Here is a 19,988-nt window from a genome sequence, read left to right on the forward strand (position 1 = left end):
TTTTATACTCCTACACTGACGCTCTCCGGCAGCGTACTTCCACCATCAATTACTGACTGGGTCCCCGTCAGATAACTGGACTCGTCGGAATCCAGGAAAGCAGCCAGTTCTCCAATTTCTGCCGGCGCTGCAAGTCTTCGCATTGGAATGGCCTTTGCCATCTCCGTCAAAACGGATTCCGGATCCTCCGCATTGGACTGCCGGGCAATACTCTCCGCCATCGGTGTCCGCACATATCCCGGACAGATTGCATTGACACGGATACCTGACTGTGCAAACTCCACCGCCAGAGATTTGGTGAAACCAACCAGCGCCGCTTTTGACAGTGCATAAGCAGTTTCTCCCGGGTCTGCTACCATATCTCCTGTCACGGAAGACATAATTACAATTCTGCCATCCTTTTTGGCCACCATTCCCGGAAGTACGGCCTTCGTTACGTTCCATACTCCCTTGATATTAATATCAATATGGAAATCTCTGTCCGCATCACTCATCTCCAGAAAACCGCCAAGACGGCATACACCTGCATTGTTCACCAGGATATCAATATCGCCCATCGCTTCTTTTCCTTTTGCCACTGCCGCTGCCACTGACTCCGGGTTTCTGACATCTGCATTGAGAGCAATACAGGGACATCCCTGCTCATTCAGCTTTTGCGCCAAAAGTTCTACCTCTTCCGAAATATCTAACAGAATCAGCTTTGCTCCATGCTTCGCAAACGTAATGGCAATTCCTTCCCCAATCCCATGCGATGCACCAGTAATCAATGCCGTTTTTCCTGTAAGTTTTCCCATGCTTTTATCCCTTCTTTTCTCTATTTTTGCACGTTCTTATTGCCAACATACCTTCTGGTCATTCTCACCCCTGTGCCCCCACAGGCTCCGAATGTGTCACAAAGTAAGTCTCCATACGGCTGTTGTCATGTGGAAGCGCCATACTTCTTCCATAATCAATTGCCAGATGATAAGCCACACACTGTACTGCCGGTGCAAATTCCAGGGCACGAAATTCACGGCTCTTTAACTCCAGTTTCAAATCATCGGCTCCGAGCGTTTCTTCTCCAATCACAAACCCGCACCCATGAACCTCTTTCATATATCTGGCCAGTGCCATAAGTTTCTTTGCAGAAGGCCCGCCATCATTGAGTGCGATGACACAGTGGCGGCTGTTATATCCATAGTTCGGACCGTGAATGCCTTCCTCCGCCTCATATCCAAAGGATGGTATCTGTGGCGTTTCCCACACTTTCATCGCTCCCTCCAGAGCTACCCCATATAAGGCGCCCTCTCCGGTAAAGATGATACTCTCCGCCCGCAGCATGGAATGCCTGGCTTTATCCAGCCAATTCATAGCTTGTTCCACAACCGGCACAATATTGCTGGCAGCCATAGCCGCATCCTGAATCAATCCATCAAATTCTTTGTCAGTAAGTGTTCCTCTCCTGGAAGCAAATTCCATTCCCACCAGCTGAAGCACCAGAACAGAGGCACAGTAACCCAAAGTCCTCATCGGATAGGTCTCAATTCCACAGCCGAGTGTCAAATGATGTTCAGACTCCCGGGCCATGGGAGTGTCTGCTGACTCCGTAATACAAATACTGGCAAATTTTTTCTGCTTCACCAGTTCCAGCGCCTGGCGGGTCATGATAGAGGTTCCTGTCTGGGACGTAAACACGTACAGAGCATTTTCCGGGTACACGTACATATTATTGAGAAACTCATTGGGAGTGACAGTTCTCACCGAAACACCGCTCACCTTTTCCACCAGTCCTCTGGCTGTCACCGCCGCCGTATTGGAAGTTCCGGAACCAACAAAAATAATTTCATCCAGCAGGGAAAGTCTCTCCTGCAGTCCCTGGAAACATGCATCCGATACCTGCTTCCAGTTTTTCAAAATGTCCGGTAAAGCTGCTCCGCTCTTCCTGATACAGTCCAACATACTCTCTCCCATATTCATTCCTCCTCTCTTATCAGAATAATCCAATCACCTTTCCAAGCACACCAATCACCATAAATACCAGCATAATCGTAATTGGTTTCACATTCTTCTTAATCGCCTTAAAGCAGCCAAATGTCAACAGCAGCGGCAGCAGATTCGGCAGAATGGAATCCAGAATTGATTGAACTGCCAGCTCCGAGCCCTGAATATCAAATACCTTGGGAATATTAAATGAAACCATGGTACAGCACATCGCCCCAACTGTCATCAACCCTACGATGCTGGCCCCCTTGGTGATATACCCCATCAATCCACTCTCCGTCGCCTTCTTGATAAAGCTGCTTCCCATAGAGTATCCGAAAAAGACTCCATAGTAACGGATAAAATGTGCCGGCAGATTATAAATTAACAGATGCAGTAAAATTCCCAGCGGATTCCCTGCCATTGCCAGAGATATTCCCACACCCAGGGAGATAATTCTCAGGGAGCCCCAGAAGACAGAATCACCGATACCGGCAAACGGTCCCATCAGGCTGACTTTCAGTGCATTGATGGAATTCTTGTCAAAATCCGGATTCTGAGATGCCTCCACTTCCATAGATGCGGAAAGTCCTGTTATCAAAGCACCCATGGTAGGGGTCGTGTTGAAAATCTCATTGTGACGCTTTAATGCTTCCACCTGCTCCTGTTTCTCTTTATACTGACGTTTAATCACCGGAATCATGGAGTAGATATAACCAAGAGCCTGCATTTTCTCATAGTTATAGGTACTGCTCAGAGTCATTGTCCGCCAGTAAATAGAGTTGAGCATTTTTTCATCTTCTTTTTTAATGTTCAGCCTGTCTTTAATCATTGAACAAATCCTCCTCTTCCGCGGATACTACCGCTGCCGGAGCTTTGGCCTGTATCCCACGCTCCTCCATAATCATGATGACTGCAAGAATCACGCCCAGGATTGCAATTCCAATCATTGGAACATTTAAAAATGTTACCAGTGCCGCACCAAGGAAGAAATAAACAGCCATTTTGTTGGACCACATCATTTTGAGCAGAAGTGCAATTCCGACTGCCGGCATCAAGCCCGTTGCATAGTCAAGGCCGCTGGTCACTACCTCCGGAATCATGGACACAATGGACTCTGCCAGGCCGCTTCCAAAGGCCAGTGCCACAAACAGCACGATACATTTGGGAAGCTCCGGTAAAAATGCCAGTCCCAGCTGAAGTCTCTCCAGGCCCTTCATATTTCCCTCTTCACAGTATTTTGAAACCCATGGGTTAAACAGACCTCTTACCACATAACCAAGAAATGTAAACATCGAACCAACCATAGCCACCGGAATCGCCAGTGACATGGCTACCTCAACACTCTGCCCCATAGCAATGGCCATAGCCGTACCAAACACAGAGCCAAGAGTCGCATCTGCCGGAAGCGTTCCGCCAATCTGCATCACGCCTAAAAATATCAGCTGAAGCGTGGCTCCAGCCACAATTCCCGTATGGACATCTCCCATAATCAATCCGACAATCGGACACAGTACAATGGGTGCATTGATCATCGGATAAGCCAGCCATGCCTCCAATCCGACAATCAGCCAAACTGCAAGTGCAATCAACAATGCTTGAACTATCATACAAATCCCCCTCTATTCTATAAAATGTTCTTGGCAGACTTCGGTGTGTCCGCAGGAACCATCTGGAATTCCACACTTCCCACTTCCTCCACCAGTTTCTTAATTGTCTCTATATCGTCATCGTTTACATAGACCGCCGCGCCAACCAGGCGGCTGCCCTCTTTCTTTTTAATTCCACCGATGTTGATATGCTGAATTCCAGTCGTCTGGCGCACCAGACGCAGGGCATCCTGAACGGTCCTCACAATCACGAATACCTGAAGTTTCTCCGTTCTTGGGTCGTTTAACAATTTCGCTCCATCGTCCACACTGCGAATTGCCAGATTGATGCCGGCTGGTTTTACCATTTTTAAGGCCATTTTGGCGACCTCATTTTCCATAATCTCATCATTGGCTATGAGAATGGAAGTCGGGGACACCTGATTGATCCAGGTTACCGCCACCTGGCCATGAAGCAGACGCTCGTCTACACGCAGGTACTTTACCATAAATCTCCATCTCCTTCTTCTTCCTGATTTTCAAAATCACTGGCATCAAAGCAGCAGATTCCGTCTCTTGCATCTCTTAAAACCGCCTCGACAGCTTCCCTGCCACAATCTGCATTGCCCTGACTTTGAAGAACCAGGGCAATCACTGCCGGCAGATTCATCCCGGTGATAACTACGTTTCCAGGAAGCGCGCCAAGAGTCATCAGCTCATTGGCAACGCTTCCCCCTTTGATGTCACAAAATATCAGATACCGGTCATCCGGTTCCCGTTCCATGGCAAGAGAAATCTCTTTTCTGATATTCTGGGGTGTCTCATACCGGTCAAGGCCAAAGGCCAGAATCTCATCCGCCATGCTTCCAATCACCATGCGCACTGCCGTCTGCATCCCTTCAGCCAGACTCCCGTGGGAAGCCAGAATTATCCGTACCTTCATATTACAATATCCTCCGCTTAATCGATGGTGGACATATCAATGTCATGACCAACGGCAATGGCTTCCTCGATAATTTTGAGTGCGGAAGTAAAGCCGATACCAAATCTGCAGGCGCCTCTCTTATACATTTTCAGCATAGTATCCAAATCTCTCACGCCGCCGGCAACTTTGATTTTCGCACGGTCTCCAACAGCCTCCTTCATTACCTCCACATGATGAAGTGTGGTGGGGTCCTTGGAGAATCCGGTGCCTGATTTTACATAATCAGCTCCCCCTTCAATGGCCAGTTCACATGCTTTTCTAATTTCATCATCGGTTAAAACCATGGCTTCAATAATCACCTTCAGCGAGGTACCCTTTGTTGCTTCACGGACAGCTTTGATATCTTCCAGCACTAAATCGTACTGTCCTGCCTTTAAATAACCCACATTCATCACCATATCGTTCTCCGCCGGATTAAGCTTCATAAACTCATGAGCCAGATATACCTTTGTCTCCGTGGTCTCCTGACCGGACGGAAATGCAAGCGAGGTTCCAAATGCGGTGTTGGTACCCTTTAACATCTCTACCAGCTGTGGATAGTAGCATGGCCAGCAGAAGCAGGAACCGAAATCATATTTCTTGCAGGCTTCCACCATGGCCTCCACATCTTTGATGGAGGTATCCAGTTTTAATACACTTGGGTCCATCATGTAAGCAATATCCTTTACTGTTAACACGTCTTTTCTGTACTCTTTCATTTTCTTTCCCTTTCTTGTTTTCATTGATATAAAAATTTTAAGTTACACGGATTTATATGGAAACTCCCCCCGAAGCATCACGTATGTAATTCTTTCAGTTTTCCCATCTTCTTGCGAATCTCGACAAAACGCTCCGTGTATGGCTTATTAAATGCCACACATCCCACCGGCTGCTGACGTATCATCAGCTCCTCACAATTCATACACTGGGTACAGTATTTTATCTCATTCTCTCTGCCTTCTATCAGCTTAAGCGGAGTTAACGGGTCCGCAAAGGACTGGCGTCCCAGGCCAACCATATCCATCATACCGTCCTCGATACATCTTGCTCCCATAGCAAACATGGATGATTTCTCCGGCTCGATGGAAAGCAGTTTGTTCTTCCCGCCCCGGAAGGAGGAGAAATGGGAACCGATGACCACAGTCTCCGGTTTTAACGCCTTCTTCATCAAATCTGCAAAGTAAATGTGAAGATAGGAGAAATAAGGGTCATTAGTGGCTGCCTCCATAAAACTCATGCTGGAATGAACGTTTCCCAGAGACTCCACAAAATAGCTGGCTCCCATCTTTTCAAGTCCTTTAATCAAATCAATAGGTTCACTCATATCCATCAGCGGAGAATCCGGACCGGCAGAACCAAATCCGCCTGGGAACCCTTCCCACATGGACATCTTGGAGCCAATCAGGAACTTCTTATCAAAATTAACCGCTTTCTGAATCCGCTCCATCAAGTCATAGGCAAAGGCGGAGCGTCTTTCCCAGGAACCGCCATATTTCCAGTCCCTGTCATTGTAAGGACGGATAATCTGGGAGCCAAGGTATCCGTGGCACAGTTTCATATCCACACCATCCGCGCCTACGTTCTGGCATATCTTAGCTGCCAGTGCAAACTGGTCGATGATATGCTCCACTTCCTCTTCCGTCAGAATATCCCCGCCCAGGCCGTAAACCGGCTTTACACAGACTCTTCTCGAAAACTCCGGCTCACTGATTTCCCCAGAGTGCGTCAGCTGGAACACAATCAATGCATCCGGATTGACTTCTTTTAACCGGCGTATGAATTTCTCCAGCGCCTTCTCATTTCTCGGCATGATCTCCAACTGGGTCTTTCTGGCTCTGCTCTCATTAGTTACCGTAATGGCCTCCAAATCCACCAGGCCAAATTGCCCTTTATACAAGTTTTCATACCGCTGGTACGTTAAGTCAGTTGGGTTGCCTTCCTCATCCGAGTCCACACATTCCATTGGCTGTGCAAAAAAACGGTTTTTACATTCCAGTCCACCAATCATAATCGGCTGTAACAATGTCTCTTTGTATCCCATATATTAACTCTCCTTTTTCTGTTTTTCGCCACTGGCAAGTTTCATAATATTTTCTTCTGAATATTCCCTGTAATTAAGCTCTCCTGTCATGGCGCCTTCATGCATCACCAGAATACGGTCCGATACCGCCATGATTTCCGGCATCTCCGATGAAATCACTATGATACTGACTCCCGCGTTCACCAGTTTATCCATCAGAAGATAAATCTCATATTTGGCACCCACATCGATTCCCCTTGTAGGTTCATCCAGTATCAATATTCTGCATTCCGAAGCCAGCCATTTGGACAATACCACCTTCTGCTGGTTGCCTCCTGATAAAAATTTACAAAGTTTATAGATATCGGGGGCAGCTATTTTGAGTTCCTGCATATATTCATCTGCCAGTCTGCTCTCCTCTCCACCCTTCACAAAACCATGAGTGGATACTCTGCCCGGCGCCGCTATTGCAATATTGTCTCGGATGGTTTGGTTCAAAAACAATCCCTGGGCCTTTCTGTCCTCCGTCGCAAAGCCCAGCCCATATTTTACCGCCTGGGAGGGATGAGTGATTTTTACCGGTTTTCCAAATAAAACCAGGTTTCCGCCAGTGAGACGGTCCGCCCCAAAGACAGCCCGCATGACCTCGGTTCTTCCTGCGCCAACCAGTCCGGAAAATCCCAGAATTTCTCCTTTATGAAGCTGAAAGGAGATATCGTGAAAACGCTCACCGCTCAGATTCCGTGCCTCCATTACCACCTCGTCAGAGGCAACCCGGTGCCGCGCGGGAAACGTGTCTTTCAAATCGCGGCCTATCATCTTCCCTATCAACCAATTTTTATCCACATCCGCAATATTGGCGCTGTCCACATATCCGCCGTCCCGCAGTACCGTAATTCTGTCGCAAATTTCAAATAACTCCTCCAGCCGATGGGAAATATAAATAACCGTAATACCATCCTGTTTTAATTTCCTGACTATTTTAAAAAGTACATCAATCTCATTCTGAGTCAGACTATCCGTAGGCTCATCCATGACAATGATTCTCGCCTCGCAGGAAACCGCTTTTGCAATATCAATCATCTGCTGCTGTGCTACGCTCAAATGCCGCACCGGAACATGGTAATCCGAAATGGTACCGGCACTGACATAATCCAGCCACTTTTGAGCAAATTTCTCTTCTTCTTTTTTCATTATAAAATTGTGTTTCTGAATCTCATGCCCCAGCATTAGATTCTCAACCGCATTTAAATCAGGGATAAGGCTCAGTTCCTGGTAGATAACGGCAATCCCCTTACGAATGGCATCCTGAGGGGTATGAAAGTGCGTTTCCTCCCCAAAAATGCGTACAGTTCCACTATCTGCCAGATAAACACCTGCCAGAACCTTCATAAGAGTCGATTTTCCCGCGCCGTTCTCTCCAATGAGAGCGTGTATTTCTCCTTTCTTTACCTTTAAATCCACATGATTCAAAGCGGTCACTTTGGAAAATGTCTTGGTCACACCAAGCATTTCCAACGCGTACTCGCTCATATACCCACCTCGGATTATTTATTCTTTTTCTGAATCAGCACCGCCACCAGAATAATCAGACCTTTAATCACAATCTGAAGATAAGGGTTGACGCCAAGCAGATTCAAAATATTGTTCATCACCGCCATAATCAGCACTCCGGCAAAGGTACAGATGAGAGAACCACGTCCTCCTGCCATGGAAGTGCCGCCAATAACCACCGCGGCGATTGCATCCATATCATATCCGGTACTTCCGTTTGGTTCGCCCACACGAACACGGGCCGCCAGCATAACACCGGCCATAGCCGCAGTCAGGCCACACAGGCCATATGCCATAATCTTATGGAACTTCACCTTGACACCGGAAAGTCTTGCCGCTTCCGAGTTGCTTCCAATCGCATAGACATGACGTCCGAACACGGTCTTATGAAGCAGTATCATAAAGATTGCCATGAGTGCCGCATACAATACCACCGCATAGGGAACAACCCCTCCCAGTGATTTGGAGCCAAAGGTTGACCAGAACTCGGAAACCGTGCCTCCCGGTGCGCCGTTGGTATAGATATAGTTAAGCCCCTTCAGCACCTGTCCGGTGCCCAAAGTGATGATAAAGGCTTCCACACCCCTGCACACAATGATACTTCCGTTAATCAGTCCAATGACAAATCCGAAGAGCAGTACCAGCAGAACCGGCCCAATATAGATTCCGGTCCCTCCCGCTTCCACATATGGCTGCATCATTCTGGCCATCACACAGGCGGCAATCGCCATGGTGCTGGTCACCGATAAATCAATTCCACCAATGAGCAGAACCAGAGTCATACCGATACTGACAACACCCACAATCGATGCCTGGCGCAGAATATTGGTGATATTCTTAAAGGTAGGAAAAATCGGTGACACAATACTCGCGGCGAGTACCAGAACAATCAATGCTATGTAGGGTCCGCTGATTGGATTATTCAGCACTCGTTTCACCATTCCGGTTCCGGTTTTTTCTTTCATTTGTTACGTTCCCCCTTATTGGTTTATTGATACAGGATAACCCGTTCTTTAGCCTCCGGACTTACTAAGACCTTCACCAGCTTTGGATTTTTGCGGATTTCATTGACTGCGTCCTCCAGTTCCTCCAGTGGAACAATCATGGAGATTAACGGAGTCGGGTCAATACGATTATATTTGAGAAGGGTCAATGCATCGCCCCAATCATATCCGATGCCGGCACAGCTTCCGCTGACCTTCTTCTCCTCCAGTACAAACTGGACCGGTGGCAGTTTGGCGTAATCATCATCCGCACAGATACCGAAAGCTTCCACCTTTCCTCCCCGCCTTACCATCTGGAAAGCCTGCTCATAGGTCTTGGAATTCCCTACGGCTTCCAGCACAAAATCGGCGCCTACGCCATTGGTCAGCTTCATAACCTCGCCAACCACATCCGGAGTCTCCTTAAAATTAATCACATAATCGGCTACCATCTCTTTTGCCATCTCCAGACGGTCAGGATTGCCGTCAATGACAATCACTGGCGCTGCCCCCCGCAGCTTTGCCATACAGGCATGTATAATACCCAGTCCGGCGCCGATGACCACCACGCTCCGTCCCATCACACAGTCCATCTTTCTTGATGCGTTCAGGCAGGCTGTCAGCGGTTCAACAAAGGCAGCTTTCTCATCAGACACTTCATCCGGAACTTTGTAGACATTCTTCCACGGAACCTTCACATACTCTGCAAAACCGCCATCTACATGGATTCCAATCTGTTTGAAATCCGTACAGAGAAGAGGCTCTCCAATCCGGCAGTGATAGCAGGTTCCACAAGGCTTGCAGATATCACAGGTTACCCGGTCTCCCGCTTTCAGGCCCTGGGCATTCGCCCCCAGTTCCTCGATGGTTCCATAGAACTCGTGCCCGGTGATAAGCGGCAGACATGCCACCTCATCCGCATATTTTCCTGTATAGGAACCCCAGTCGGAACCGCAGATTCCGCAGTATTTGATTTTGATTAAAACTTCATCGTCAGAGATTTCCGGTACCGGTACCTCTGAAAATTCATAGTGGTAAGGTTTTGTTAACACCTGTGCTCTCATTTTCCGCATTATTTTTCCCCTCTCTCTATTTCGTAAACAGGGCGTCATTACGTCCCTCATATGGCGCCTCTATCATCAGCGGGCGCAGGAATTCAATAGTCTTTTTCACGCCATCCGCCCGGCTCATAATCACATCCTCATGCTCATAGTTAAATACTCCGTCGTATCCGGTGATAAATAACTCGCTGATAAGACGCTTCCAATCCACATCTCCCCAGCCCGGAATTCGGAAACGGAAGGAGCGGTCGAGACGTCCCCAGCCATCCTGCATGTACATATTAAGGCCGCCCTTTGCCAGATTGTGGTAAACTATCTCACAGTCCTTGGCATGTACCAGCACAATTCTCCCCCTCAGTTCATCCACAAATGTCTGGATATTCACACCGGAGAACAGAATATTGGCAGGGTCCAAATTGATGGCAAAGCTGGGGTGATGGTCCACCACCTCCAAAAGCCGGAGTGCTGACTGCGTATCATACACCACATTGTTCGGATGGGGTTCAAACGCCACTTTCACACCGTACTCTTTATATTTATCAAACACTCGTCCCCACTTCTCGGCAAACTGCTCTTCCTCATATTTCCAGCCGTTTGGCTCCGGCCAGTCATTGATATGCCCATAGTTTTCCATACCGGAGAATGCTACCACGGCCGGCACTCCCAGCTCCGCGGCAAGCTGTGCGGAACGTATCATGCTCTCAGTTCCAAACTGAATCTTCTCTTCCCTGGTTCCCTTGCAGCTGGATACGGTTCCATCACTGTATGGCCCCATAATCAACGGGGAATCCGCATGGTTGCTCAGGGAGGCTATGGTCATGCCATAGCTCTCCACCATTTTTTTCACTTCTCCCGCCTTATGATTTTTCAAAATGTCTTCCACATCTACCTGCCCATTGCCCACATATGCCGGCAGTTCCACGCAGTCATAACCGTTGTCCGCCGCAAGTTTAACAACCTCCTCTAACGGTTTTTCCGAATAATTTACTACACAAAATCCGATTTTCATTGAAATGTCCTCCTATTTAATAAGTCCAGTCATAGTCATCACCGTCCGGTATCAGATATTCATCCACATTATCCTTGGTGACAACAATGGAATCCATCATAATATCCTTCTCTTCCGGGTCGGTTCCCTCGATACAGGCTATCGCCATATGAAGAGCATCCACACTGGCCGCACATGGGAACTGTGTTACTCCTACACAGCTTCCGTCTTGAATCAGTTTCACAACACCATTGATTCCGTCTGCATTGGTAAAAATAATATTATCCTTGTCACGCCCAGCTTCATTGATGGCGTCCACAGCCCCCAGCGTCACACCGCCATCCTGGGAGATAAAACCATCAATCTCACCACTGCCAAACTTAGCTAAACAATCCTCCATGAAGCTCTTGCCCTTGCTGACCTCAAAATCAGTATACTGTCTTGCAATAATCTTGATATCAGGATACTGGGAAAATACGGAATCCTGGCCCTCTTTCTGGAAATTATCGGTACTGGAACCGGCTATTGTATCCAGTGCGATGATATTACCCTTTGGCTCACCGTAGCGTTCCGTCAGCGCTTCCACCAGCATTCTCGCACACTCCGCACCGTTTTGTTTATCAGAATATCCAACAAAATGTGTGTAATCTTCCGTAGTACAGGTGCGGTCAAAGATGATGACCGGAATTCCACTCTCGTATGCTGCCTCAATTCCCGGATTCACCGCATCCTCAACACAGGGAGTAATCAGAATCGCGTCCAGTCCCTGCTGAAGCATGGCTTCAATGTTGCTGTTCTGGGTGTTTGCGTCATCATGAGCATCTGTCTCCACAAGTTCCACGCCCAGATTCTCGCATTCCGCCACCAGCATATCCCGCATCTTAACGCGCCAGCTGTTGGAGATAGATGCATTGGCAAAACCGATTTTATATTTTTTACCACTCTCCGCACTACCACTTTTCGCATCTGCTTCTGCTGTCGTCTTGTTTCCTTCCCCCGACACCTGCTGGCCTTTTCCCGCGCATCCCGTTGCTGCCGCAGCCACTGCCACCGCCATTAATACCGCTAATGTTCTCTTCATATTACCCTCTCTTTCCAATACATTTTGATAAACTTCAGATTTTATCTTTTATTTTCGTTTGCAGCTCCTCAATATCATCTTCGTTATTTTAATAACAATCTTGCGTCTGTTTTGGCCAAACAGTCAAAAATGAGATGCTTCCACCTCTCTTTTCCGTCATTATATCACATGCCTTTTCGAATTTCAACTATTTTCTTTTGTTATTTTTTGTTTTATTTTTTATTTTTTCTTTTAATTTCGTTTTTCTTTTTCTTTTTTATTGATGTTTTGGTATTTTTGTGTTATCCTAGTACTAGAAATCAACGCTTGGAGGAGGGGAAACCGAATGTTTAAAGCGGAACGAATCCATCGAATTAAAGAAATTATTTTTGAGCGAAAACAAATAGATGTCGCCACTCTCAGTTCTCTTCTGAATGTAACAGAAGTTACCATCCGGAATGATTTGGAACAGTTGGAACAAAGCGGGTTTTTAACCAGGTACCACGGCGGAGCCACACTGAACGCCTCGGCCTTTCCTGAACAGCCGGATTCCAACGGACAGGTAGACTTTTTCAATATATCTTATGACAAAGAAAAGGAAGAGCTGGGATACGTCGCCGCCAATCTGGTGCGGGAACGGGAGTGGATTTTCCTGGGACCTGGCACCACCTGCTATTATATTGCCAAAGCGCTGAGCAAACGGCAGAATTTGAATATTATGACAAACAACTTTTCGGTTGCCGGTGTATTTGCCAACAGTCCGTCCGTCCAGTTGATTTTTCTGGGAGGACAGATGCAGCACTCCGGAATGTATACCGTGCCGGAGGACTTGAATAAGGATTTAGAACATATCTTTTTGAGTAAATTTTTCTTTTCCGTGGACGCTGCCAGCCTCGAGGGCGGTTATTGCCTGTCAGATATCAACGTTCTGGACATTATACGTACAGTCTCATCCCGATGTCAGGAGCCTATCATCTGCGTTGACAGCAAGAAATATGACCAGCGCTCATTTTCGCGGCTGGGAGACCTGGACTATGTTCCCACCGTAGTAACCAACAGCAGTGTTCCGGCAGAATATCACAAATACTATACCGAGCACGGCATCCGGACTTACACCTCTTTTGACTTAGCTCCGTTGAAGCTGTGACTTCATGAGGATTGTTTATGGAAGACTTTGTAATTCGCATGGCAGATATCTGTACAGATTCATTTCCGGAGAGCCCGATTCAGTTTCAGGCCGCTTCAGGGGAAATTACCGCCATTATCGGGAATAACGGAGAAGGGAAAACTACCCTTGCCAAAGTTCTGGCCGGCATCATTCCCAAGCGTTCCGGCCACATTTATCTCAATGATAGCGAACTGGATATCCACAGTATAGCCTCTGCCCATCGCAATGGGATATTCCTGCTTCAGGAATCTCTCCAGCTTTTCCCTGGCAAAAATGTCATGGATAATTTGCTGCTCGGAATTGAGCAGTTGATTTTTCACAACCGATTTTTCAATCCGTCAAAAGCTGCCAAAGAAGCCGTATGCCGCTCAATTCTGGATACCCTGGGCCTTGAGCTGGAACTTAATGACTCTACTGACCATCTGGCCGCCGGAGAAAAATGTCTGCTGCAGATTGGGCGGATTCTGCTGTGCAATCCGAAAATATTAATTATGGACGAATTTTCGGCATCTCTCACGGACCTGGAGACCCGGAGGATTCTGGGGCTTTTGGATGAGCTGAAACAGAAGAACATCTGCATTATCCTCATCTCCCACAAGTATTCCAGCGTTATCCGTCATTGCGACTCCATAACCGTGATAGAAGATGGACTTGTCACCAGCTCCCATTCACGGAAAGAGCTTGGGGATGAAAATTTTTTAAAACGGGTGCTGGATTTAAAAAAGGATTTTTCCTACCCACGCCTTCCTCATACACTGGGCCGGCCGCTATTGACAGCAGAACATATCTGCTGTGGAATTCTTCATGATATCTCCTTCTCTCTTCAGGAAGGAGAGCTTTTGGGAATCGCAGGGGTCGTTGGTTCCGGGCGAACAACCCTCATCAACGCCATCTGCCGGGAACGGAATATCTCTTCCGGACGCCTGCACTATGCCCCATCCCTGGAACGGCCGGGTGCCATCAGCATTCTCCCAAATGACGACAAGGACGGCCTGCTTTTTTCGGACAAGGATATTTCTTTCAATATTACTTCCTCCAATGTTCAAAAAGCATCCCGTTTCCAGATAGTTTCCCATCAGAAGCTGGATATCTACGCCCGTGATTACATGCACCGCCTGGGCATCAAAAAAGCGGACTGCCACACACCGGCAGCACATTTAAGCCATGGAGAACAGCAAAAAGTGCTGATTGCCCGTTCTCTCTATCAGAATGCCAAGCTCTATATTTTTGACGAACCATCCAGCAATCTGGATATTCAGTCCAGAAGTGAGCTTTACAATATATACAATGCCCTGCTCCAACAGGGAGCTTCCATCATCCTGATATCCTGCGACTTCTCAGAGTTGATTGGAATGTGCGACCGTATTCTGCTGCTTCGGGCCGGAGAGCAGGTTGGATTGTACCCGGCCAGGCAGATTACCAGTGAATTTTTGTATTCCGTATTGAAGGGAGATTGATGATTATGAAAAAACTGATTGCTTATGATTTGGGAACCGGAGGAATCAAGGCTTCCCTGTTTTCCGAGAAAGGAACTTCTCTGGCCGACGTTTTTATCCAGTATGATACACTGTTTGGTGCAGAGCATTTTGTCGAACAGCGCCCCATGGACTGGTGGAACCACGTATGCACTGCCACCAGACAACTGCTGGCATCATCTAATTCCACTGCCAGCGAGATAGCCGGTGTGGCTTTATCCGGCCACAGTCTGGTAGCCGTCCCCATCTCCAGAGACGGGAAGCTGTTAGCGGAGCAGGTGCCCATCTGGTGCGATATGCGCGCCACGCAGGAAGCCCGGGAGTTATTTACGAGGCTGGATTATAACCAGTGGTATTGCACCACCGGCAACGGAGACCCTGCCGAATGTTATACCATCACAAAACTGATGTGGATGAAAAACCATCAGCCCGATTTGTACGCTGATACCTATAAAATCCTTGGCTCCAAAGACTTTATCAATTATATGCTGACCGGCGTTCTTTGTACGGACCCGTCCTACGCCTCCGGTTTTGGTGTATTTCACTTGAACCACTGGGATTATGAACCAGCTTTCATGGAAGCTGCCGGTATCAGGCCGGACATCTTTCCTGAGATTCGTCCCAGCGACTCCATCATCGGAACAGTAACCGCGAAAGCTGCCCGTCTCACCGGGCTGGCCGAAGGAACTCCCGTCGCCTGTGGGGCCGTGGACAACACCTGCATGGCCCTTGGCGCGAGAGGAATGGATGAGGGCGTCGCCTACACTTCCCTCGGTTCTTCCAGCTGGATTGCCGTTACCTCCTCCAAACCGATTATTGATACCGCCACCCGTCCTTTTGTATTTGCTCATGCTCAAAAAGGTTATTACACCTCTGCGGTCTCTATCTTCTCCGCAGGCAATTCTTTCCGCTGGGTGCGGGATAATCTGTGCCGGGATTTTGATGACGACACAGACACCTATGACGCCATGAACCGGATGGCTGAGGGTGTGCCAGCCGGCAGCCACGGGGTACTCTTTAACCCCACACTGGCAGGTGGCAGCGCACAGGAACCCTCCCCTGATTTAAAGGGTGGATTTATGGGACTTTCTCTCGGCACCACCAGAGAAGATTTAGTCCGGGCTTCCATGGAAGGAATCGCTATGGCCCTCCGCTGTACCCTGGATATTCTTCTCTCGCAGACAACTATCAACAGAGAGATGCTAATCTGCGGCGGCGGCAGCAAGAGTGCTGTCTGGAGACAAATCTTTGCAGATATCTACAATCTGCCAATTTTAAAAACTAATGTAGACCAGGATGCCGCTTCTCTCGGCGCGGCGGCTCTGGCCGCCAATGCCTGCGGTTTGTGGAGCGGATACGGGCAGATTCCTCTCATCCATAAAGTGGAATCCATCTCCATGCCGGACCCGGAGCGCAACGCTCTTTACGAAAAACTTCTGGTGGTCTACCGCCAATGGAACCAAAATCTTGCCGAGCTGGCTAATATAATGCCTAAATAAAAGAAAGATACGCAAAAAAGAATGGGCCATCCTTCAGAAAAGGTGCCCATTCTTTTTTGTATCCTGATATTGATAACGATCCGGATACCGCCTTACTTCATCTCCGCCGCCTCACGCCCAGCTTCCCGGCCGAAGTATACGCCGCCGCCGATGGCCATGCCGCAGCATGGGTACTCGTCGCCGAATAATCCGGTGAAGGCCACTTCGCCTGCGGCGAACAGACCTGGGATGGTCTTGCCTTCGGGGTCGAGGACGTGGGAGGTGGTGTCTGTCACCAGGCCGCCGTAGGTTACGGTGGCTGCCGGTTTCAGCTCAATGGCCGCGTACTGTGGCCCCTCCACTGCAATCATCTTGTCCGCCGGTTTGCCAAAATCCTTGTCCTCGCCTGCGGCACACAACTCATTGTAACGGGTTACTGTCTCAGACAGCGCGGTTTTATCCACACCGATTAATTCCGCCAGTTCCTCAATGCTGTCCGCCTTCGGCGTATCCTCCAGCGTCAGCGCGTACTGCACCGTAGGATTCGGGTCGTTTGCATCGGCGATGTAGTAGCCGCGGTTTCCGTTGTTCTTCTGCAATGCAACCGCCACGTGGTACTGGTAGGTGTCCTCATTGACCACGCGCTTTCCGTCGCTGTTGACAATCAGTCCGGCCTCCTCGTTGATGCCTACGCCGGAGGTAAAGCTGCAGAATACCACCTGCACGCCTGGCGCGTCATACACGTCGGCTCCAACCGCTTTGGCCATCACCAGGCCGTCGCCCACATTTCCCTTCGGCACCTGGGTGGAATATCCCTCCGCAAAAGGATAACGGGCCATCATCTCTTTATTCTGCGCATAGCCGCCGGTTGCAATAATGGTTCCCTTCGCGTTGACTGTAACCGTAGTTCCGTCCTCTCTGGTCCCGGAAAGTCCCACAATGCTTCCGTCCTCTGCCTCCAGCAGCTTATCCGCCGTCGTATTGTAAACAATGGTTCCGCCGGCTTTCTCAAACGTCTCCACCATAGGAACGATAATCTGTCCGCCGTGGCCGTCGGTCATTCCGCCGCCGCCCTCGGTGTTGTGCACACGCCATGGTTTTAAGGACGAATGAATCGGCTCCACATCCTGAACCTTCATGCCCATCTCCTCCAGCCACAACATATTGTCATAGGCCGTGTCGCTGAACAGCTTTAACTTCTCATCGTCAATCTCATCTCCGCCAATGCCCTTCAGATAATCAAACATCATATCCGCATTGTCCTCGATGTTCTGCTCCTCCTGCCATTTGGTTCCGGCCGCCAGCAGCTTGCCGCCGCTTCGTGTGGTAGCGCCACCTGGAATTCCCTGCTTCTCCACGATTACCACCTTCGCGCCATGGTTGGCCGCCTCAATACCGGCCGCCAGCCCCGCAACACCGGCTCCGGCAATCACCACGTCCGCTTCCAGCGTCTCGTCCTCCGCCTCCGGTTTTACCACCGGCACTTCCTTCAGGACATCCACATCTCCGCCCGCCTGGCTTACCGCGTCCTTCACCGCTCCCTTGATGGCCGAGCAGGTGATAGTAGCTCCGGAAATCAAATCCACGCCCAGAGACTGCGCCGCCACAATCTCACCCGGCAATACCTCAACCGGTGTGGTGGAAAGGCCATAGCCGATGCCATAGGTCTCCGAATGCTCCTTCACCACAATATCCGTGATGGCGGAATCACTGAAGGTCACATCCACCTTCACCGCCCCCTTCATACCGGTCCCCTCGCCGGTGTACGTCCCCGGTGTGTAGGACATCCCGGTACCGGAAGCCGCTGTCTCCTTCACCGTAGTCCCTTCCGTGGCCTCCGGCGCTTTGGTTGTCTCCGGCGCCGCCGTCTTCGTCTGACAGGCCGTCAGTGACACCGCCATGGATGCCCCCAGCGCAATTGCCGCAATTTTCTTCATTCTCATGCTTTCTCTCCTCCTGATTGCTGGTTTATGATACCTTTATCTTACCACCTCCTGTTAAAGGATTGTCAATCTCACCATTTTCATAAGTTTTCCCCTTGTAAAAATGACAAAAATATATCATAATTCTAACATAATGCACAAAGCGCCCCGGAAAAACCATCCCCCAGGGTCACACTTTACAGGAGATAACCATGAAAATAAATGAAGTAGCAAAAACCACAGGACTGACCAAAAAAGCCATCCATTTTTACATCAAGGAAGAGCTGTTACAGCCGGAAACCAACGCGGACAACGGCTATTACGAGTTCAGCGCCCAGGACATCCAGACCTTGCAGAATATCGCCCTTCTCCGCCAGCTTGGCATGCCGGTGACGGAGGTAAAAAGCATGCTGAATAACCCGCAGATGAGCTGTTATTTTCTTCACAATCTATTGGAGAATCTGCGCCCGGAACTTCACGACCTGATGCAGAAGGTCCAGAAGCTGATTTATCTCTTAGACACGCTTCCCCCCAAAACCGACGTGGATTTTCTGCGCACCAACTCCCTGTCCGGGCGGCTGAATTTTGAGGACAGGATTGAGCGGATTTATGACCTGTATTTCCACGATGAAAATGCGGTCATGCTGTCCATCCTCATCTGGGGCTCCTTCTTAAATGTCTCCGCCACCGAATACCGCTCCTACCTGTGGAAACGTCTGGTGGACATGGCCCGCAGTGAGATAGACGGCCCCCTGCGCCAGACGTACCGCTACTTGATGGCCCTGGACCGGGAAGCGATTAACGAGGAATCCATCCGGCGCTATTTCATAACCATGAAGGCCGCCGAATTGACGCCCGCCGGCATGGAAGCCTACCACCAAAAATGCCTGGAATCACTGCGCGCCTTGAGCCGCAGCCAGGAGCTGATGGCCCGCTGGAAGCAGGTCTACCATCCCATCCTGCTGCCTCTGATGAAATTTTGCGAAAATGCTTCCGGCTTCATCAGCGAGTACAACCCAAACTACACACCTTACGTCCAAAATAACCGTCAGTGCTGCCATCTGCTGATGCAGGATTTTAAAAAGACAGAAATCCGTCTCCTCCGGGATTTGGAGGACGGACTGGACGGCATGTTTGATTTGAGCGAAAACGATGGCTGTGTCCTCGCGGCCATGTACACCTACGCCCAAGGTGCATTTTCCATCCTGCCACAGGCGCGGGTGCGAAAACTTTTAGAGGAAACTTGATGTCTTTGGCCAGCGTCCAATGCATAATTTTCACAAGATTTAGAAATCCTAACAGAGAAGCCCCAAAACATTTCACATGGAGGACTCTCTTATGGAGAAAGCATATAAAGAACCAACATTTTTGACAGACAAGAACCACATCATCGTGCTGGAAGCCATCATTGGCGCAGCCAACGCCGCCATTCCTGACAGCCTGGAGCCATTTGAGGTGCTGGTGCCCAACACCTCCGACGGAGCGGCGGAGAAACATCTCCCCATCATCGAGACAAACGGCTCCCACGTCACCGTCAAGGTGGGCAGCAACTCCCATCCCATGTCCGAGGAGCACAGCATCTCCTTCGTCTGCCTCTTAACCCAGGCCGGAGAAGTCATGCGTGTCTACTTAAGCCCGGACTGCGAGCCGGTGGCACATTTCACCGTGGAGAAGGGCGACGCCCCGGCGGCCGCCTACGCCTACTGCAATCTTCACGGCTTCTGGAAGACAGAGGCATAAAACCAAAAGAGTGGAGACATCCGTCGT

The 19,988-nt window shown here is 49.2% G+C and carries 19 protein-coding genes; 5 read left to right on the plus strand and 14 right to left on the minus strand.

Annotated features, from left to right (window positions below):
• Positions 1-2: 2 nt before the first annotated feature.
• From ucpA to HMPREF9473_RS21770, 13 genes are all read right to left on the minus strand, one after another.
• Entirely contained in the window at positions 3-794 is a 792-nt protein-coding gene (ucpA, locus tag HMPREF9473_RS21710) for an SDR family oxidoreductase UcpA (RefSeq protein ID WP_006782367.1), read from the minus strand.
• Between the two features lie 64 nt (positions 795-858).
• Positions 859-1,950, minus strand: a complete 1,092-nt coding sequence (locus HMPREF9473_RS21715) for an SIS domain-containing protein (RefSeq protein ID WP_006782368.1) — start codon at positions 1,948-1,950, stop codon at positions 859-861.
• Positions 1,951-1,969: 19 nt separating this feature from the next.
• Positions 1,970-2,791, minus strand: coding sequence for a PTS system mannose/fructose/sorbose family transporter subunit IID (locus tag HMPREF9473_RS21720; RefSeq protein WP_006782369.1), 822 nt, complete (start codon positions 2,789-2,791; stop codon positions 1,970-1,972).
• Positions 2,784-3,569 (minus strand): PTS mannose/fructose/sorbose/N-acetylgalactosamine transporter subunit IIC, encoded by a 786-nt coding sequence (locus HMPREF9473_RS21725; RefSeq protein WP_006782370.1) that lies wholly within the window; start codon positions 3,567-3,569, stop codon positions 2,784-2,786. Before HMPREF9473_RS21725 ends, HMPREF9473_RS21720 begins: the two co-directional genes overlap by 8 nt.
• Positions 3,570-3,586: 17 nt before the next feature.
• Complete coding sequence (locus tag HMPREF9473_RS21730) at positions 3,587-4,057, minus strand: PTS sugar transporter subunit IIB (protein WP_006782371.1); 471 nt, start codon at positions 4,055-4,057, stop codon at positions 3,587-3,589.
• Positions 4,051-4,491, minus strand: coding sequence for a PTS sugar transporter subunit IIA (locus HMPREF9473_RS21735; RefSeq protein WP_006782372.1), 441 nt, complete (start codon positions 4,489-4,491; stop codon positions 4,051-4,053). Before HMPREF9473_RS21735 ends, HMPREF9473_RS21730 begins: the two co-directional genes overlap by 7 nt.
• A gap of 17 nt (positions 4,492-4,508) precedes the next feature.
• Complete coding sequence (gene deoC, locus HMPREF9473_RS21740) at positions 4,509-5,210, minus strand: deoxyribose-phosphate aldolase (RefSeq protein WP_207636810.1); 702 nt, start codon at positions 5,208-5,210, stop codon at positions 4,509-4,511.
• Between the two features lie 98 nt (positions 5,211-5,308).
• Complete coding sequence (locus HMPREF9473_RS21745) at positions 5,309-6,553, minus strand: 2,4-dienoyl-CoA reductase (RefSeq protein ID WP_006782374.1); 1,245 nt, start codon at positions 6,551-6,553, stop codon at positions 5,309-5,311.
• A gap of 3 nt (positions 6,554-6,556) precedes the next feature.
• Complete coding sequence (locus tag HMPREF9473_RS21750; protein ID WP_006782375.1) at positions 6,557-8,065, minus strand: sugar ABC transporter ATP-binding protein; 1,509 nt, start codon at positions 8,063-8,065, stop codon at positions 6,557-6,559.
• A gap of 14 nt (positions 8,066-8,079) precedes the next feature.
• A complete protein-coding gene (locus HMPREF9473_RS21755; protein WP_006782376.1) occupies positions 8,080-9,051 on the minus strand; it encodes an ABC transporter permease in 972 nt (323 codons plus the stop codon).
• 23 nt (positions 9,052-9,074) lie between these two features.
• Positions 9,075-10,142, minus strand: a complete 1,068-nt coding sequence (locus tag HMPREF9473_RS21760) for a zinc-dependent alcohol dehydrogenase (RefSeq protein ID WP_006782377.1) — start codon at positions 10,140-10,142, stop codon at positions 9,075-9,077.
• 16 nt (positions 10,143-10,158) lie between these two features.
• On the minus strand, positions 10,159-11,139 hold the full coding sequence (locus HMPREF9473_RS21765; protein WP_006782378.1) for a sugar phosphate isomerase/epimerase family protein: 981 nt from the start codon (positions 11,137-11,139) through the stop codon (positions 10,159-10,161).
• A 16-nt stretch (positions 11,140-11,155) separates the two neighbouring features.
• Positions 11,156-12,199, minus strand: coding sequence for a substrate-binding domain-containing protein (locus HMPREF9473_RS21770; protein WP_006782379.1), 1,044 nt, complete (start codon positions 12,197-12,199; stop codon positions 11,156-11,158).
• 325 nt (positions 12,200-12,524) lie between these two features.
• Between HMPREF9473_RS21770 and HMPREF9473_RS21775 the strand changes: the two genes are divergently transcribed.
• The 3 genes from HMPREF9473_RS21775 to HMPREF9473_RS21785 are packed head-to-tail and all read left to right on the plus strand — an operon-like array spanning position 12,525 to position 16,320.
• Positions 12,525-13,325, plus strand: a complete 801-nt coding sequence (locus HMPREF9473_RS21775; protein ID WP_006782380.1) for a DeoR/GlpR family DNA-binding transcription regulator — start codon at positions 12,525-12,527, stop codon at positions 13,323-13,325.
• Between the two features lie 17 nt (positions 13,326-13,342).
• Positions 13,343-14,803: an ATP-binding cassette domain-containing protein gene (locus tag HMPREF9473_RS21780; protein WP_006782381.1), complete on the plus strand. Its 1,461-nt coding sequence runs from the start codon at positions 13,343-13,345 to the stop codon at positions 14,801-14,803.
• A 5-nt stretch (positions 14,804-14,808) separates the two neighbouring features.
• Positions 14,809-16,320, plus strand: coding sequence for a xylulokinase (locus tag HMPREF9473_RS21785; RefSeq protein ID WP_006782382.1), 1,512 nt, complete (start codon positions 14,809-14,811; stop codon positions 16,318-16,320).
• Between the two features lie 92 nt (positions 16,321-16,412).
• Here HMPREF9473_RS21785 and HMPREF9473_RS21790 read toward each other — a convergent pair whose 3' ends face one another.
• Entirely contained in the window at positions 16,413-18,242 is a 1,830-nt protein-coding gene (locus HMPREF9473_RS21790) for an FAD-dependent oxidoreductase (protein WP_006782383.1), read from the minus strand.
• A 191-nt stretch (positions 18,243-18,433) separates the two neighbouring features.
• Between HMPREF9473_RS21790 and HMPREF9473_RS26565 the strand changes: the two genes are divergently transcribed.
• Positions 18,434-19,468 (plus strand): MerR family transcriptional regulator, encoded by a 1,035-nt coding sequence (locus HMPREF9473_RS26565; protein WP_006782384.1) that lies wholly within the window; start codon positions 18,434-18,436, stop codon positions 19,466-19,468.
• 91 nt (positions 19,469-19,559) lie between these two features.
• Positions 19,560-19,961, plus strand: coding sequence for a desulfoferrodoxin family protein (locus HMPREF9473_RS21800; protein ID WP_006782385.1), 402 nt, complete (start codon positions 19,560-19,562; stop codon positions 19,959-19,961).
• Positions 19,962-19,988: the final 27 nt, after the last annotated feature.

The organism is Hungatella hathewayi WAL-18680, from assembly GCF_000235505.1.
GTDB lineage: Bacteria > Bacillota > Clostridia > Lachnospirales > Lachnospiraceae > Hungatella_A > Hungatella_A hathewayi_A.

What these genes read in the sequence shown, in the direction of transcription:
- HMPREF9473_RS21725 (WP_006782370.1), bottom strand. Translation starts at nt 3,569, where the DNA reads ATGATAGTTCAAGCATTGTTGATTGCACTTGCAGTTTGGCTGATTGTC.
- HMPREF9473_RS21785 (WP_006782382.1), top strand. Translation starts at nt 14,809, where the DNA reads ATGAAAAAACTGATTGCTTATGATTTGGGAACCGGAGGAATCAAGGCT.
- HMPREF9473_RS21775 (WP_006782380.1), top strand. Translation starts at nt 12,525, where the DNA reads ATGTTTAAAGCGGAACGAATCCATCGAATTAAAGAAATTATTTTTGAG.
- HMPREF9473_RS21800 (WP_006782385.1), top strand. Translation starts at nt 19,560, where the DNA reads ATGGAGAAAGCATATAAAGAACCAACATTTTTGACAGACAAGAACCAC.
- HMPREF9473_RS21765 (WP_006782378.1), bottom strand. Translation starts at nt 11,139, where the DNA reads ATGAAAATCGGATTTTGTGTAGTAAATTATTCGGAAAAACCGTTAGAG.
- HMPREF9473_RS21790 (WP_006782383.1), bottom strand. Translation starts at nt 18,242, where the DNA reads ATGAGAATGAAGAAAATTGCGGCAATTGCGCTGGGGGCATCCATGGCG.
- HMPREF9473_RS21750 (WP_006782375.1), bottom strand. Translation starts at nt 8,065, where the DNA reads ATGAGCGAGTACGCGTTGGAAATGCTTGGTGTGACCAAGACATTTTCC.
- HMPREF9473_RS21720 (WP_006782369.1), bottom strand. Translation starts at nt 2,791, where the DNA reads ATGATTAAAGACAGGCTGAACATTAAAAAAGAAGATGAAAAAATGCTC.
- HMPREF9473_RS21745 (WP_006782374.1), bottom strand. Translation starts at nt 6,553, where the DNA reads ATGGGATACAAAGAGACATTGTTACAGCCGATTATGATTGGTGGACTG.
- HMPREF9473_RS21735 (WP_006782372.1), bottom strand. Translation starts at nt 4,491, where the DNA reads ATGAAGGTACGGATAATTCTGGCTTCCCACGGGAGTCTGGCTGAAGGG.
- HMPREF9473_RS21770 (WP_006782379.1), bottom strand. Translation starts at nt 12,199, where the DNA reads ATGAAGAGAACATTAGCGGTATTAATGGCGGTGGCAGTGGCTGCGGCA.
- ucpA (WP_006782367.1), bottom strand. Translation starts at nt 794, where the DNA reads ATGGGAAAACTTACAGGAAAAACGGCATTGATTACTGGTGCATCGCAT.
- HMPREF9473_RS21760 (WP_006782377.1), bottom strand. Translation starts at nt 10,142, where the DNA reads ATGCGGAAAATGAGAGCACAGGTGTTAACAAAACCTTACCACTATGAA.
- HMPREF9473_RS21780 (WP_006782381.1), top strand. Translation starts at nt 13,343, where the DNA reads ATGGAAGACTTTGTAATTCGCATGGCAGATATCTGTACAGATTCATTT.
- HMPREF9473_RS21730 (WP_006782371.1), bottom strand. Translation starts at nt 4,057, where the DNA reads ATGGTAAAGTACCTGCGTGTAGACGAGCGTCTGCTTCATGGCCAGGTG.
- HMPREF9473_RS21715 (WP_006782368.1), bottom strand. Translation starts at nt 1,950, where the DNA reads ATGGGAGAGAGTATGTTGGACTGTATCAGGAAGAGCGGAGCAGCTTTA.
- HMPREF9473_RS26565 (WP_006782384.1), top strand. Translation starts at nt 18,434, where the DNA reads ATGAAAATAAATGAAGTAGCAAAAACCACAGGACTGACCAAAAAAGCC.
- HMPREF9473_RS21755 (WP_006782376.1), bottom strand. Translation starts at nt 9,051, where the DNA reads ATGAAAGAAAAAACCGGAACCGGAATGGTGAAACGAGTGCTGAATAAT.